We start from the raw sequence: 15001 nt of genomic DNA, 5'->3' as shown, positions 1-15001 counted from the left end.
GGAGGAGGGATCCCCCGGAGCCGCAGAGTATGTCAAGGGCGCAGGTCAGCCCGGGCGGACGGCAGAGTTGAACGGCATCTCGTCCATCGGCGCGATCTCGACGCTCTTGCCCGGACGCGGAGCGTGCACGATCCGGCCGTTGCCGAGGTACATCGCGACGTGGCTGACCGGGGAGTAGTAGAAGATCAGGTCGCCGGGCATCAGGTCGGACTTGCTGACCGGGCGGCCCTCACCGGTCTGCGCCTTCGACGAGTGCGACAGCGAGACGCCGGCCTTGCCCCAGGCGTACATCATCAGGCCGGAGCAGTCGTAGGAGTTGGGTCCGTCGGCGCCCCAGACGTAGGGGTCGCCGAGCTGGGACAGAGCGGCGTTCACCGCGATCGCTGCGCGGCCGCTGGCCGGCACGTTCGGCAGATCCGTCGATTCCCGGTCGCCGCCGCGGGTCGGACGCTCGCTGCGCGCCTTCTCCGCCTCCTTGGCGTTCTCTTCCTCGATCCGCTTGCGGTCGGCGGCGCTGAGCTTGTCGAGCACCTTCTCCGCGTTGTCGAGGTTGGTCTGGAGCTGCTTCTTGAACGCGTCCTGCTTCGCCTGCACGGCCTGCAGCGCGGCCAGCTCGGTCTGCTCGCTGGCCTGCAGGTCGGTGAGCTTGCCCTGGGCGACCTGGTAGCGACGCAGTGCGGAGTTCTGCTGGCCGGCGAAGGCCTGGGCGGTGGAGGCCTGGCTGAGGAACTGGTCCGGGTTCGTCGACAGCAGCAGCTGCGCCGTCGTGGAGATGCCCGAGGTCTGGTAGCCGGCGACCGCGAGGGATCCGATCTGCCGCTTCACGCCGTCGACCTGGCCCTGCTGCTTGTCGATCGCGGTCTGCAGCGCCTTGACCCTGGCGGCGGAGGCGCTGATCTGCCCACGGAGGTCGTTCGCCGACTCGCCGGACACCTCGGCCTGGTGCTGCAGCTCGGCGACCTGCTTCTTCGCCTCGTCCAGCGTGGGCGCGGGGTCGGCACTGGCCGCTCCCTGGATCAGGATCACTCCCGCAGCGACAGCGGTGCTGGTGATGGCGGCGAGGGCGATTCCCTTGGTGCGGTTGATGCGTCCGATGGACACAGCCCGGTCGGTCCCTTCCTCTGCTCGCGCCGTCCCCGTTGACCAGGCCCGCCACGGACGATCAGTCCGTCGGCTTCGCCGGATCACTCCCTCGGCTTACCGTTGCCCGGTCGGCCGGAACAGCCGACACCCTGAGGCAACGAGACGTAACAGTAGTGACCGTTTCGTGACCAGTGCAATTCGCCCCTCGGGTTTGATCGAAAATTAACGAAGAGTCATCCCGACCCAACGATCGTTTCGCCTTCGTCGGAAGGGGTTTGGGCAGCAGCATCGAGCTCGACACTGCTGACGGCGTGCACGAGGCGTAACGGGGGCACCAGGCCCGAATCGGCCAGCGTGTTCAGCGCGGCCATCTCGTCGTCGTCGATCCGCAGACTTCCGGAGCGTTCGGCAGCGAATCCGAGGACGACCGTCACCACGCAGTCCTGACAGCCGGGACCCTTCATCGCACAGGCGTCGCAGTCGATCAGCACAACATCCTCCAAGTGGGGAAGCACCCGGACTTGCATCCGGCTACGAAGGACGCTAGAGAACCCCGCCGACAGTTTTTGTCGCTAGCTGCGAGCGATGCGTGAGATGAGGCTGGTCGCGGAGAGTGCGCGGGCGCCGAGTTTGATGATGCTGTCGGCAACTTCGCGGTCGGTGGAGACGACGACCACCGGGCGGCCCGGCGGCTCGGCGCGGACAAGTTGCCGGATCACGTCATCGGCGATCACACCGGCCGGGCTGAACCGCACCCGCACCCCGCGCGGCGGATTCAGTTGCACAGGGCCCGATAGTTCGGCGCCGTCGAAGACCACAGTGACCTCGACGCGACGTTGCGCGACCAACGCACCCAGCGCCGTGACGAGGCGCTGACGTTGCGAATGCAGCGGTGAGTTCGGCCATGCGGTCTTCGTCACGTTGTAGCCGTCGATGATCAGATGCACCTGCGGCAACGCCAGCAGTTCGTCGAACAAGGCCGGGTCGTCCTCAGGCGCCGTACGTCCGACCGGAGCCGCTTCGGGCTCAGAGCCGGCCACTGTGTCGGCAGGGCGGAGCTCTCCCCCGGGTGGCAGGGCCAGCTCGCGACGCAGTCCACTCGCTGCCTCCAGCAACGTGTCGAGCAGCAGCCGGGTGCGCGTCGACGCGAGCTCCCGCTCCTGTCCCGCGGTACGGCGTGCCGCGTGCTCGATCGCTTCCAGCTCGGTGATCCGGGTGCGCAGCTTGCGCAGCTCCCGCTCGACCTCGGCGCGGGCCGCATCGACGCGTTCGTCGGCGGTCTCGGCCTCCTTGGTGCGTTGCTCGAGATCGGTTTGCAGACCGGTGATCTTCTGCCGCGCTTCGTTGAGCTTGCGGCGGAGCGTGACGTTCTCGGTCTTCAGCTCGTTGACCTGTTCACGAAGACGTTCGCGGACCTGACGGGTCTCGGTGCGGGCTTGATCGAGCTGGTCGGCCAGCCGGTGGACGGCCTCGTCGTCGGCGCGCGGGTTTTCCACCGGGATCTGGGCGGCGGCTGCGATGCGCTGCTCCCAGTCGTCCGGGCGAAGAAGGTACGCGAGTGCGGCCACCTCGACCGGATCGGCGGCGGGCACGGGCACGCCCTCGGCAACGGCGTCGCCGAGCTCCGGGTGCTCCCGTCGTACCTCGAAGGCGGTCAGCTTGCGGAAGTGCTCGTCGGTCTCGAGGATCGGGCCGAGGACCGAGGCGGACAGCTTGGCCCGTTTCGCCGGCGCGAAGCTGGCGAACCGGCGCAGCGGTGCCGGGATGTCGGTGGCCGGGAGCTGGCCGAGTGCGTGCGCGGCGAGGGTCAGGACGCGTTGCCGGACCGGTTCAGGCAAAGTCGTAGCGGCGGAGCTCGCGGCGGTGCCGGCCTCAGTCACCGGTCCGCAGTCCGGCCGGAACGACGATCTGGCAGCTGTTGCTTGACCAGTGACGCAGACCACAGCGAACGGGCATGCGGCCCGGATTCGCAGTGATCGCCTGTGTACGCATACAGAGAGCCTAGTCGACTCGCAGGCGTGTCACCTGCGGAATTGTCGGTGGCGGCTCTTAGCGTCGTGACCATGACCAGCCCAGGGCGTGCACAGGCCACGGATTCAGCGATGCCGATCCGCGGTGTGCAGCACAGCTTCGACGACCTGGGGACGCCGCTGCACGCCATTACGTTCTGCGTCGTCGACCTCGAGACGACGGGCAATCCGCCCGGCGAGGGCGGCATCACCGAGATCGGTGCGGTGAAGGTGCGGGCCGGTGAGGTGATCGGCGAGTTCCAGACGTTGGTCAACCCATCGGAGGCGATCCCGCCGTTCATCGCCGTGCTGACCGGCATCACGAACTCGATGGTTGCCACCTCACCGCGGATCGAGTCGGTGCTGCCGGCGTTCCTGGAGTTCGCCCATGGGTGCGTGATGGTCGCGCACAACGCGCCGTTCGACATGGGCTTCCTGAAGCACGAGAGCCTCGTGCACGGATACGACTGGCCGGACTTCGCCGTCGTCGACACCGCGCTGCTGGCGCGGCGTGTGATCACTCCGGACGAGGCGCCGAACTGCAAGCTGGGGACGCTGGCCAAACTGTTCCGCACCACAGTCACGCCGAACCACCGGGCGCTGTCGGACGCGCGGGCGACGGTCGATGTGCTGCACGGGCTGTTCGAGCGTGTCGGGTCGTTGGGCGTGCAAACGTTGGAGGACCTGCAGACGTACTCGTCGCGGGTCGCGCCGGCGGTGCGGGCCAAGCGCCACCTGGCCGAGTCGTTGCCGCACGCACCGGGTGTGTACCTGTTCACCGACGACCGCGGCGAGGTGCTGTACGTCGGGAAGTCGAAGGACCTGCGCACCCGTGTCCGGTCGTACTTCACCGCCTCCGAGACCCGCAACCGGATCGGCGAGATGGTCGGCATCGCGACCGGCGTCCGCGGGATCGAGTGCGGCACGCCGCTGGAGGCCGAAGTACGCGAGCTGCGGCTGATCGCGGAGCACAAGCCGCGGTACAACCGGCGGTCGAAGTTCCCCGAGCGGCAGCATTGGCTGAAGGTCACGGTCGAGCCGTTTCCGCGGCTGTCGCTGGTCAAACAGGTGCGTGACGACGACGCCGGGTATCTCGGCCCGTTCAGCTCACGGAAGACGGCCGAGCGGGCGATGGCCGCGCTGCACGAGGCGTTCCCGATCCGGCAGTGCACCGCGCGGATGTCCAAGCACCCGTCCTTGTCGCCGTGCGTGCTGGCCGAGATGGGCCGCTGCGTGGCGCCGTGCGACGGGCGGATCTCGATGGATTCGTACGGCGAATTCGTGGCGGCGCTGCGGACTGCGCTGACCGTGGATCCGACGCCCGTGGTCGAGGCGCTGGACCGGCGGATCGACCTCCTGTCGGCGGACGAGCGGTTCGAGGACGCCGCCGTACACCGGGATCGGTTGAGCGCGTTCGTGCGGAGCTCGGCGCGGATGCAGCGGATGGCGTCGGTGACCGGATGTGCCGAGATCTGTGCGGCCCGGCGGACCGAGGACGGCGGCTGGGAGCTGCATGTCATCCGGCGTGGTCGGCTCGCGGCGGCCGGGTTCGCGCCGCGCGGCACGGACCCGCGCCCACATCTCGAGATGCTCCGGGCTTCCGCCGAGACCGTGCTGCCGGGTATCGGCCCGGTGGCGGCCGCGTCACCGGAAGAGATCGAGCTGATCCTGCGCTGGCTCGAGCTCCCCGGCATCCGTCTGGTCGAGATGGACGGCACCTGGACCTGCCCGGTCAGCGGCGCCGGACGTCACCTCACCCGCCTCGACAACTCCCACTCCGACGCCCACCACCACCCCACCGAACGCCGCCGCCACCTCCGCCCGCTGGGTCCTGCTCGGGTGGGTTAGACCTCGACGAACTGGTAGTCGGTGAGGATCCGGCCGTCGGGGGCCAGCAGCAGGAGGTCGATGCCGATGGCAAGGGCCTCTCCGCCGCCGGCCGGGACCATCGCCCAGCGCAGCTTCACCAGGTCGCGGAGGGCGGCCGGCTCGCCGTGCGGGACGAATTCGTACTGGCCGGGTGCGACGAACTCGTCGTACGCGCGGGTGACCCGACGTACGAGCTCGTCGTGGCCGCGGGCTTCCAGGTGTGCGGTGACGCCGATCTCGGTCGCGCGCTTGACGATCTCCTCGGGCGGATCGAGGAGGTGCACGCCGTCCTCCGTCCACAGCTCCTCGATCGCCTTGCGGCGGGTGTCGGCGTCGGGCTCGTTCCAAACTGCTACATAGCGGTTTGCGAGGTCTTTGCTGTTCATGGGTACGACCTTGCCGGGCGGGTTCGTGGGGGGACAATTCCCTGCTGGGTATGGATTGTCGGCGGCGTGCGTTAGAACTGCGGTATGGCATCAGAGCTGTCCGCGGGCCTGCGGACGTGGCGGACCCGACGACGAGTGAGTCAGCTCGAGCTGGCCATCCGTGCCGGGACGACGCAGCGGCATGTCAGCTTCATCGAGAGCGGTCGATCGGCGCCGGGCCGGGACATGATCATCCGGCTCGCCGAGTCGCTCCAGGTGCCGCTGCGCGAGCGCAACCAGTTGCTCGTGGCCGGTGGCTACGCGCCGGCGTACGACGAGACGCCGTACGGCGCACCTGGTCTCGGCGCGATCCGCACCGCGCTAGAGGCGATCCTCGAAGGCCACCGCCCATATCCGGCGGTCGTCGTCGACCGCAACGGCAATCTGGTCCTCGCCAACCGCGCCTTCGACATCCTCACCGCCGACGTGGAGGATCGCCTGTTGACGGCGCCGATCAACATCCCGCGCCTGCTGCTGGATCCCGGCGGCCTCGCTCCCCGAATCGTCAACTTCGCCCAATGGTCCTGGCACGTCATCGACGCGCTGGCCCGTGAGGCCGCGCAGAACCCGTCGCCCGGGGCCGACGCCCTCATCCACGAGCTCACCGCCCTCGTCCCACCGCGGCCGGCGCCGGACCACCTGGGTCTCGCCGTACCGCTTCACCTCCGCTCCCCCCACGGTGACCTGCACCTCATCACCACGCTGACCAGGTTCGGTACGGCGATCGACGTGACGGTGTCGGAACTGCGGATGGAGGCATTCCTGCCCGCGGACGAACCGACGGCGAGGGCGTTGCGGGGCCTCGACCGCACTATGCTTCAGCCGGTTGAAGTGTGAGCTCCGAGGAGAGGACGGCATGGTCACCGCGATCGTGTTCATCAAGGCCGACGTCGCACGGATCCCGGAGGTCGCCGAGCAGGTGGCGGCGATCGACGGCGTCAGCGAGGTGTACTCCGTCACCGGCGGACTCGACCTGATCGCGCTCGTCCGGGTCGCGCGGCACGACGACCTGGCCACGGTCATCCCCGAGCACGTCAACCGGGTGCCCGGCGTACTCAGCACCGAGACGCATATCGCGTTCCGCGCGTACTCCAGCCACGACCTGGAGGCGGCCTTCAGCCTCGGCGAAGAGAACGGTGTCTGACGACCGGTCTGATCGGTCCGACTGACACGAGCTGAAGTTACGGTGAACACATGAACGTCCGGGGCCAGTTCCGTGCCGACAACGGCGTGCCTGTTGCGTTTGCCCGGCATGCATTCGCGCCGGCAGCCGAGCGAGGACGCGGATGAGCAATCCCCCCGCCGGCTGGTACCCCGACCCCACCGGCCAGCCCAACACCATCCGCTTCTGGAACGGCCAGAAGTGGACCAACCAAACCGACACCGAGCACGCTGCCGAACACCCTGACTCGGCCCAGGAATCACCTCGGGAGTCGACGCGGAAGCCGGTGCGGGAGTCGGCACGGGAATCAGCGCCGGAATCGGTCCGTGAATCGGCACGGGAGTCGGCGCGGGAATCGGCACGGGAGCCAGCGCCGGAATCGGTTCGTGAGTCGCCTCCTCAATCGGCTCCTCAGTCGGCTCGGGAATCGGCTCCTCAGTCGGCTCGTGAGTCGGCTCGTGAGTCGGCGCGGGAATCGGCGCGGGAATCGGCGCGGCAGGAGTCGGTTGCGGCTGAGGCTTCCGGTCCTGGGTTGCGATCCGTGCAGGAGTCGGACAACGGCCAGGCGGAGTCCGGTGGTTGGTGGCAGCCGACTGCCACTCCGCAACTCTGGGACCTCGAGCCCACCGACGACGGTACGCAGGCGAACGGCGGCCCACGTCTGCGCGCGGTGACTCCTGAAGACCCTGCCCAGGACGCGGGACAGCCTGCCCACGACGCGGGGCCAACTGCGGCCGAGCGTGCGGCGACTCCCGAGGAGCGTGCCCAGGAGGCGAGGCCAACTGCGGCCGAGCGTGCGGCGACTCCCGAGGAGCCTGCTCAGGAGTCGGTACCAACGGCGGCCGAACGTGCTCAGGCGACGTGGGGTGCCCCGGAGATCGCGCCCGCTCCCCCGGAGCACTGGACCCAGCGCGAGGTCACGCAGGAGGAGCTCGAGGCAGAGCTGGGTACGACGACTGCCGACGTACCAACTGCGCAGACCGAAGCGGCTTCCAGTTGGACGCTCAAACTCGCTCCTTCTCCGAGTGACCCTGCGCCTCAGACCGGCTGGTCGGACGTCAGCTTCACAGAGCAGCCGAGATTCGCCCCGACACCAAAGGAGAACGCCCAGCCCGCCCACGATGCCGCGCCGCCCGCCGACGCCGGGCCAGCTGCCCACGATGCTGGGCCAGCCGCAGACCGTACTCAGTCAGCTGCCGACGATGCCGGGTCAGCTGCCGATGCCGGGCCAGCTGCCCACGATGCCGGGCTGACCGCGGACGCTGCTAGGCCGGGTGCGGACGACGCTGGGCCGGTTGGAGATGTGACTGGCCCGGCTGGGAACGTGACTCGTCTAGCCACCGACAACGCTGGCACAGCTGCGGACGCGACTCGACCAGCCACCGACGACGCTGCGTCTGCTGCGGACGTGACTGAGCAGGACGCGGAGGTTCAGGCGGCGGACGCGGCTGAGGTTGCCGCGCAGCTGCAGCCGGACTGGGGCAGCCAGGCAGGCGACCAGCAGGAACAGCAGTCCAGTGACCAGCCGTCGTGGGGTGTCGAGGCCAGCGACGAAGAGGACCTGCAGACGCCGGACCATCCGCGCACGCCGCTGTGGACCGTGCCCAACGCCGACGACGCGACGCAGGAACAGCCCGTACCGGTCCAGCTCTGGGCCGACCAGCCGACCCAGCAACACCCCACGCAGGAGTCCCAGCAGCCTGAACAGCACCAGCCCGAGCAAGGCCAGAGCTGGGGCACCGGCCCGGCCGAGCAGGGTTGGGGCGCCGGGCAGACCGCGCAGAGCCAGAGCCAGGGTGCCTGGCAGGCCGAGCAAGGCCAGAGCTGGGGCACCGGCCAGGACAAGCAAGGGTCGAGCGCCGGACAGGCTGACCAGGCCCAGAGCTGGGGCGCTGGGCAGGCTGAGCAGGGCCAGGGCTGGGGGGCTGAGCAGGCTTGGGGTTCGCAGCAGGGGGACGCGGGGAATGACGCGCCGCCGGCGGACAACGGGTGGGCAGCTGGTGACCAGCACGCGATGCAGTCGGGGCCGTGGGGTCCGCAGGCGACTGGCGAGACGCAGAACAGTCAGCAGGCCGGCGACCAGCAATGGGGCGGCCAGAGCTGGCCCGTACAGCAGAACGGCGACCAGCAGTCCGGCAACGGCTGGGCGCCGGAGCCGAGCTGGGACCAGAACCACCAGAACCAGCCACCTGTGCCGCAGAACAGCGCGCAGTCGTGGGGTACTGGGCAGGCCGAGCAGCAGCCGTGGGGTGCTGAGCAGAACGGTGACCAGCAGAGCGGCAACGGCTGGGCACCACAGCCGAGCTGGGATCAGAGCCACCAGAACCAGCCACCTGAGCAGCACGGCGCGCAGTCCTGGGGTAACGGACAGGGCGAGCAGCAGCCGTGGGGACAACAGCAGGACGGCGCCCAACAGGCCAGCGCACAGCAGGCTTGGGGAGAGCAGAACGGCGACCAGCAAGCCGAGGTACAGCAGGCTTGGGGAGAGCAGAACGGCGGCCAGCAAGGCGGCGTACAGCAGGCTTGGGGGGAGCAGCAGGCGCCGCGGGCTTGGGGTGAGGACGAGAACGAGGCGTGGGGCGGGCAGACCGACCTGAGCACTGGCGTCGGGACCAAGAAGTCGAAGAGCTCTGGTGGCGGTGGCGGCGGGCGTTCCGGTGCCAAGCTGCCGTTGTTCGTCGGTGGCGGGATCGCGTTGGTGTTGCTGATCGTCCTGGCTGTCGTGCTGATCACCGGCGGGGGCGACGACAAGAAGGCCGATCCGACCCCGACCGGTACGCCGACGCAATCGAGCGGCACGCCGACGAACCAGAGCAGCACCAAGCCCGGCCAGTCGAAGAACCCCAAGCTGCACGAGGGAATCGGCCGGATCTCCTCGGACGCGATCTCGTTCCCGCGCCGGAACCCGCCGTGGTCGGACCGCAAGCGTCTGGTCCAGCAACTGCTCGACTCCAGCGGGCAGCACATCGTCCTGCAGGAGAACGTGAACGGCGCCGACGACTGGACCGCGGACATCTTCGTCGGCGGGCTCGGCACCGGGTCGGGCTTCAACGGCGACCCGAAGGCGACCGCGGCGACGCTGTCCGGGCAGCTGCGGACGAGCATGTACGGGTCGATCCCGGCGACGTACCGGACGGTCGCGAACGGCGCCGTGAAACGGACGAACAAGTCGGGCTGGTTCTACCAGCAAACCGTGACCGCGAAGTCGGCGGCAGTGACCGATCGAGTGCTTACGCTGACGGTGGCCGTTTTCGACCTCGGCGACGGTACGGCGGTCGCCTACATCAGCGGCATCCCCAACAACCGCCCAGACCTCAAGGCGGCCGAAAGCCAGGCCTACAAGGGAATCAACGTTGGCTGAGAACGAACACCAGACCCCGCCCACCTCCGGCGACGGCGGTCCCCCCGCAGTACCCACCCCCGGCGACCCAGTCGCCAACCCGTGGGTCCAGCCTGCGCAGAACACGCCCCAAACCCCGTCCGACCCCTCAGACGCCCTCTTCGGCCAATCCCCCGCCCCCGCGCCACCCCCACCACCTCCCACCCGCCCCCAACACGCCTCCCCCCAAAACCCAGGCTGGCAACTGCCTCCGCCGCCACCAGCAGCCCCACAACAGTCATCCGGCCAGCAGCCGGCCGGTCACCAGGCGGACAGTCACCAGGCGGGCAGTCAGCAGGCGGGCAGTCAGATGTGGGGCGCACAGCCACCTGCCCAGCAGTCGAACCCCCAACACGCAGGCCCACACCACGCAGCCCCACCACGCGCCGCGCAGTACACCCCGCAGCCACGCCCAGGCGACCCCTCGCAGCAACCAGCCGCAGGTCAACCTGGCGCAGGTCAGCTAGGCCAAGGCCAGCCAGGCGCAGGTCCTCTGAGCGCAGGTCCTCTGAGCGCAGGTCCGGTGGGCCCGGAACATCCGAGCACAGGTCTTCTAGCCACGGGTCAAGCAGGCCAGGGACAGCCGAGCGCAGGTCCTCTAAGCGCGGGACCGGTAGGCCCGGGACAGCCGAGCGCAGGTCCTCTGAGTGCAGGTCCGGTAGGCCCGGGACAGCCGAGCGCAGGTCCTCTGAGCGCAGGTCCGGTAGGCCCGGGACAGCCGAGCACAGGTCCTCTGGGCGCCGGTCAGGTACGCCCGTCACAGCCGAGCACAGGTCCTCTTGGCGCAGGTCCCCTTGGCGCAGGTCCCCTTGGCGCAGGTCCCCTTGGCGCAGGTCCCCTTGGCGCAGGTCCCCTGGGCGCGGGTCAGGCCGGACAGCCGGGGCCAGGTCAGCCGGTCGACGGCGGCTCACAGCCGAACCAGACCCAACCAGGTGCACAAGCAGACACCCGGGCCGCTGCAACCAACGCCGGACAACCGCACGAAGGCCAGCCGGGCGAAGGCCGGCCCGGTGCAGGTCAGGTAGTCACCGGTCAGGGCGGGCAGCCCCAGTCGGGTCAGCCGCAGTCGGGGCAGCCGCAGTCGGGGCAGCCGCAGTCGGGGCAGCCGCAGTCGGGGCAGCCGTTCGCGGCCGGCCCACAGGCGAACCAGGCCCAGGCAGGTACGCCGAGCAGCGGGCAGCCGCGCTCAGGCGAATCGGGTCCGGGGCACGCTCGTCCGGCCCATGCCGCGCAACCACAACCAGGCCAGCGTCAACCGGTCCAACCAGGTCCGCAGCAACCATCTGTTGGTCAGCCACCAGGTGTGCAAGGCCAGCCAGGTCATGCCGCTCCGCAACAGCCACCCGTCGGGCACCCGCAAAGCGGGCAACCGCAGCTGGGCCAGCCGCAAGGTGGGCGGCCGTACAGCGGGCAGCCGCAGGGTGGGCAGATGTGGGGGCCGCCGCAAGGTGCGGCGTCGCGCGGGCCGCGGCAGGTTGGGTGGCAGACGCAAGCTGTTGGGCCTCAGCACGGGCACCACGCTGGGCAGCCGCAGCAGGCTGGCGGAGCCGGGCAACCGTCATTCGGACAGACGAGCTCGCGGGCAGCCGGGGAAGGAGCAGGCGCGGCTGGCGGTGCGCACGCTGGCGCGGCTGGCGGTGGACACGCTGGCGTGGGTGCCGGTGTGCAGGCAGCTGGAGCTGGCGGTGGGCACGCAGTCGGCGCAGCAGGCTCTCACGTTGCTGGAGGACATGCTGCCGGAGCAGCTGGTTCGCAGGCTGGCGGGGCGGGTGGGGATCGGGTTGGGGGGCGGTTGCCTGGTGGGGAGGGTGGGAGCGGGGCGCTGCCTGGGATTAGTGGGCGGGCTCGGATGGTCGGGGCGATTGTGCTGGTTGTGGCGGCGCTGGCGACTACAGGTTTGAGCGTGGGGTGGATCTGGTCGAAGGCTGACGCGGTCAGTCCGGTTGCGCTGCCGTCGGGTGTGAAGTCGATCGAGACTGTCAGCCCGTCGGTGAAGCCTTCGGAGACGCCGACGCCGTACGGCAAGGTGCTCGGGACCGCGATGGTTGCTTCGAACAACGACACGATGCCGATCATGAGCTCGGCGTGGGGCAATTACGGCGAGACCACCGGCCTGTGGGGCGGTGCCGCGATCTGGCTCACCGTGCACAAGAACTACAACGGCAAGGGCGCGTCCTGGGGCAACTACACCGCGTTCGGCCAGCTACCGCCGGACATCCCGTACAAGAACACCGCGGCCGGCCTGAAGGAGGCCGCCGTGCAGATCGGCTCGCGCGCGATCATCAACCTGTACGACAAGGACGCACAGGTGATGAAGGGCACGACGCACAAGGCGATCACGGTCAACGGCCATCCCGGCCACGAGCTCGTCGCCAAGGTCGTCGTCAAGGTGCCGATGCTGGCCGAGACCTACTCCACCGTGATGATCGCGGTGATCGACCGCGGCGACGGTACGGCGGACGTCGCGATCGCCGACATCGCCGGCTCGACCCCCGCCTGGCAGAACGTCTGGCGCTACAAGGTCAGCCAGATCGCCATCAACAAGTAAGCAAGGCAACAAATAACGAAAGGGCCGGCGGATCGCCGGCCCTTCCCAACAGTCAGCGCACAGAAGCGCAAGCAGCGATCCACCGGTCCAGCACGTCCTTCGCCGCGCCGGAGTCGATCGCCTCGGCCGCCCGGTCCATCCCGGACCGGATCCGCGCCGTCACAGAGCCCTCTTCCGGCGTGTACGCCGCCAGCGCGGCCCCGGCATTAAGCAGTACGACGTCCCGCACCGCCCCCGGCTCGCCATCGACCAACGCCCTGACGACCTTCGCGTTGTACGCCGCGTCCGCGCCCTTCAACGCATCCGCCGACACCGGCTCGATCCCCAGCTCGCGCGGATCGAGCGTGACCGGACCCTCGACCTTCCCGCCGCCGACGACCCACACCTGCGACGTCGTACGCGTGGTCAGCTCGTCGAGCCCGTCGTCGCCGTGGAACACCAGCGCGTCGATCCCACGCCGCGCGAGTACGCCGGCCATCAGCCCGGCCACCCGACCGTCCGCGACCCCGACCGCCTGCGCGGACGGATCGCCCGGGTTGGCCAGCGGACCGAGCAGGTTGAACGTCGTCGGTACGCCGAGTTCCCGCCGCGGCACCGCTGCGTTGCGCAGGGCCGGGTGGAACGCGGCCGCGAAGCAGAACGTGATCCCGACCCGCTCCCCCACCTCGGCCACCTGCGGCCCGGTGAGGTCGAGCGGGATTCCCAGCTCCTCGAGTACGTCGGCGGCGCCGCACGCGGACGAGGCCGCGCGGTTGCCATGTTTCACGACCTTCGCCCCGGCGCCGGCCGCAACGATCGCCGACATCGTGCTGATGTTCACCGTGTGGGCTTGATCACCGCCGGTGCCGACGACGTCGAGCGTCCGCCCCGGCACGGTGATCGGGGTGGCGAAATCGCGCATGGTCGCGACCAGGCCCTCGACCTCGGTGACCGTCTCGCCCTTGGACCGCAGCGCGATCACGAATCCGGCCAGCTGCGCCGGCGTCGCCGCGCCCGACAGGATCTGTTCCATCGCCCACGCAGTGGCGGAGGCCTCCAGATCTTCGCGCCGCAGCAGCGGCCCGAGCACCTGAGGCCAGGTGTAGGCGGCCATGGGTCAGGCGGTGGTGGCGGGCAGCTTGGACAGGCGCTGGCGGAGCAGGTCCGCGGTGACCTGGGCCATCCGGATCGGGTCGATCGGGTGCGAGACCGCGCCCTCGGCGCGCGACCAGGTGGCCAGCCACGCGTCCTGCGGACGGCCGGTGAGGACCAGGATCGGCGGGCACTGGTAGATCTCGTCCTTCAGCTGCCGGGCGATGCCCAGACCGCCGGCCGGCACCGCTTCGCCGTCCAGGATGGCGAGGTCGATCCCGCCCTTGTCCATGGCCTTGATCACGGCCGGCTCGGTCGCGCACTCGACGTACTCGAGCTCGGGCAGATCGGCTGCCGGACGCTTGCCGAGGGCCAGCCGGACGGACTCCCGCGTCGTACGGTCGTCGCTGTAGAGCAGCACCTTCAGCGGACGCTCTGAACTCATCGATCCATCCCAAGCTTGTTCAAAGAAGACTGGACACCCGGAATGCTACCGGGGCGACTGTTCGGCCCTGCGAGCCTGTTCCTCCAACCGGTCCAGGCGCCGGTCCTCGCGGCGTGCCTCACGCTGCGACTCCCGCACCCACTGGACGAACAGCACGGCGAAGAACACCACGCCGACGAGGTCGCCCGAACCCCACAACAGACCGCCGGCGATGTACTGGTCACGCAGCGGCGACGGGGGCCAGGACCGACCGAAGCTGGTGTACCAGTCCTCGGCGATCAGCTTGTTGGCCGACATGATCGTGATCCCGAGGAACGCATGGAACGGCAGCGTGAGGAACGTCAGCATCAGCCGGAACGGATAGATCACCCGGCCCGGCACCGGGTCCAGCCCGAGCAGCGGCCAGAAGAACAGCGAGCCGACCAGGATGAAGTGCAGATGCAACAAGTCGTGCAGTACGGCGGAGTGCAGCGTCGCGTCGTACCAGCCGCTGAAGTACAGCGCCCACGGGCTCAGAACGAACAGCGTGAAGCCGATCAACGGGAAGCACAGCACCTTGGCGATCCGCGAATGCAACACGGAGAGCAACCATTTGCGAGGCCGCTGCGGCAGCGTCCGGAGGGCCAGCGTGATCGGCGCGCCGAGCGCCATCATCAGCGGCGTCAGCATCGACAGGATCATGTGCTGCACCATGTGCACGCTGATCAGGACCGTGTCATAGGTGCCGAGCGCCGACTGGGTGGCGATCAGGGCACTCCCCAGCCCGAGTCCGACGAACGCGAACGTCCGTGCGCGGGACCACTTGTCACCGCGTTTCCGCAGCTTGTGGACGCCGTACAGATACAGGCCGCCGAGGACGATGATCACGCCGAGTAACACCGGCTCGAAGGTCCATGCCGTCAGCAACCGGACCGGTGTCAGCGGCTCGATCTGGTCGCCGGGCGTGGCGTGGAGGGGAAGCACGCTTCCACAGTAGGAACACCCGGTTCACGACATGCACGGGGGTGGTC

At 69.3% G+C, this 15001-nt stretch carries 14 protein-coding genes; 7 read left to right on the top strand and 7 right to left on the bottom strand.

Annotated elements, in window-relative coordinates:
• Positions 1–45 precede the first annotated feature (45 nt).
• From AB0J62_RS10670 to AB0J62_RS10660, 3 genes are all read right to left on the bottom strand, one after another.
• A complete protein-coding gene (locus tag AB0J62_RS10670; RefSeq protein WP_363867126.1) occupies positions 46–1101 on the bottom strand; it encodes an NlpC/P60 family protein in 1056 nt (351 codons plus the stop codon).
• Positions 1102–1316: 215 nt separating this feature from the next.
• Positions 1317–1574 carry a hypothetical protein gene (locus AB0J62_RS10665; RefSeq protein ID WP_363867123.1) on the bottom strand — a complete coding sequence of 86 codons (258 nt, stop codon included), beginning with the start codon at positions 1572–1574 and terminating at the stop codon, positions 1317–1319.
• Between the two features lie 81 nt (positions 1575–1655).
• Positions 1656–2963 carry an NYN domain-containing protein gene (locus AB0J62_RS10660; RefSeq protein ID WP_363867120.1) on the bottom strand — a complete coding sequence of 436 codons (1308 nt, stop codon included), beginning with the start codon at positions 2961–2963 and terminating at the stop codon, positions 1656–1658.
• Positions 2964–3146: 183 nt separating this feature from the next.
• Here AB0J62_RS10660 and AB0J62_RS10655 point away from each other — a divergent pair, with 183 nt between their 5' ends.
• Positions 3147–4940 carry a DEDD exonuclease domain-containing protein gene (locus tag AB0J62_RS10655; RefSeq protein ID WP_363867117.1) on the top strand — a complete coding sequence of 598 codons (1794 nt, stop codon included), beginning with the start codon at positions 3147–3149 and terminating at the stop codon, positions 4938–4940.
• On the opposite strand, the gene AB0J62_RS10650 is transcribed toward AB0J62_RS10655, so the two are convergent.
• Positions 4937–5347 carry a hypothetical protein gene (locus AB0J62_RS10650; protein WP_363867113.1) on the bottom strand — a complete coding sequence of 137 codons (411 nt, stop codon included), beginning with the start codon at positions 5345–5347 and terminating at the stop codon, positions 4937–4939. The genes AB0J62_RS10655 and AB0J62_RS10650 overlap by 4 nt on opposite strands.
• Positions 5348–5431: 84 nt before the next feature.
• Here AB0J62_RS10650 and AB0J62_RS10645 point away from each other — a divergent pair, with 84 nt between their 5' ends.
• The 6 genes from AB0J62_RS10645 to AB0J62_RS10620 all read left to right on the top strand — a co-directional run bounded on the left by AB0J62_RS10645 (position 5432) and on the right by AB0J62_RS10620 (position 12475).
• Positions 5432–6223, top strand: coding sequence for a helix-turn-helix transcriptional regulator (locus AB0J62_RS10645; RefSeq protein ID WP_363867110.1), 792 nt, complete (start codon positions 5432–5434; stop codon positions 6221–6223).
• A gap of 19 nt (positions 6224–6242) precedes the next feature.
• Complete coding sequence (locus AB0J62_RS10640; RefSeq protein ID WP_130380065.1) at positions 6243–6530, top strand: Lrp/AsnC ligand binding domain-containing protein; 288 nt, start codon at positions 6243–6245, stop codon at positions 6528–6530.
• Between the two features lie 1139 nt (positions 6531–7669).
• A complete protein-coding gene (locus AB0J62_RS10635) occupies positions 7670–7801 on the top strand; it encodes a hypothetical protein (RefSeq protein ID WP_363867106.1) in 132 nt (43 codons plus the stop codon).
• Positions 7802–7956: 155 nt separating this feature from the next.
• Positions 7957–9909 carry a hypothetical protein gene (locus AB0J62_RS10630; RefSeq protein WP_363867103.1) on the top strand — a complete coding sequence of 651 codons (1953 nt, stop codon included), beginning with the start codon at positions 7957–7959 and terminating at the stop codon, positions 9907–9909.
• Positions 9910–11150: 1241 nt separating this feature from the next.
• A complete protein-coding gene (locus AB0J62_RS10625; protein WP_363867100.1) occupies positions 11151–11828 on the top strand; it encodes a hypothetical protein in 678 nt (225 codons plus the stop codon).
• 2 nt (positions 11829–11830) lie between these two features.
• Positions 11831–12475: a hypothetical protein gene (locus AB0J62_RS10620; protein ID WP_363867097.1), complete on the top strand. Its 645-nt coding sequence runs from the start codon at positions 11831–11833 to the stop codon at positions 12473–12475.
• 52 nt (positions 12476–12527) lie between these two features.
• Here AB0J62_RS10620 and trpD read toward each other — a convergent pair whose 3' ends face one another.
• Genes trpD through AB0J62_RS10605 form a run of 3 tightly spaced genes read right to left on the bottom strand, consistent with a single transcriptional unit; the run spans position 12528 to position 14954 of the window.
• Complete coding sequence (gene trpD / locus AB0J62_RS10615) at positions 12528–13568, bottom strand: anthranilate phosphoribosyltransferase (protein ID WP_363867094.1); 1041 nt, start codon at positions 13566–13568, stop codon at positions 12528–12530.
• Between the two features lie 3 nt (positions 13569–13571).
• Positions 13572–13991, bottom strand: a complete 420-nt coding sequence (locus tag AB0J62_RS10610) for a response regulator transcription factor (protein WP_134098096.1) — start codon at positions 13989–13991, stop codon at positions 13572–13574.
• Positions 13992–14036: 45 nt separating this feature from the next.
• Complete coding sequence (locus AB0J62_RS10605; RefSeq protein WP_363867091.1) at positions 14037–14954, bottom strand: cytochrome c oxidase assembly protein; 918 nt, start codon at positions 14952–14954, stop codon at positions 14037–14039.
• Positions 14955–15001: the final 47 nt, after the last annotated feature.

The sequence above is a fragment of the Kribbella sp. NPDC049584 genome (genome assembly GCF_040675555.1).
GTDB lineage: Bacteria > Actinomycetota > Actinomycetes > Propionibacteriales > Kribbellaceae > Kribbella.
Note: the sequence above shows the minus strand (reverse complement) of the source record. Positions and strands in the feature narration are given on the sequence as shown.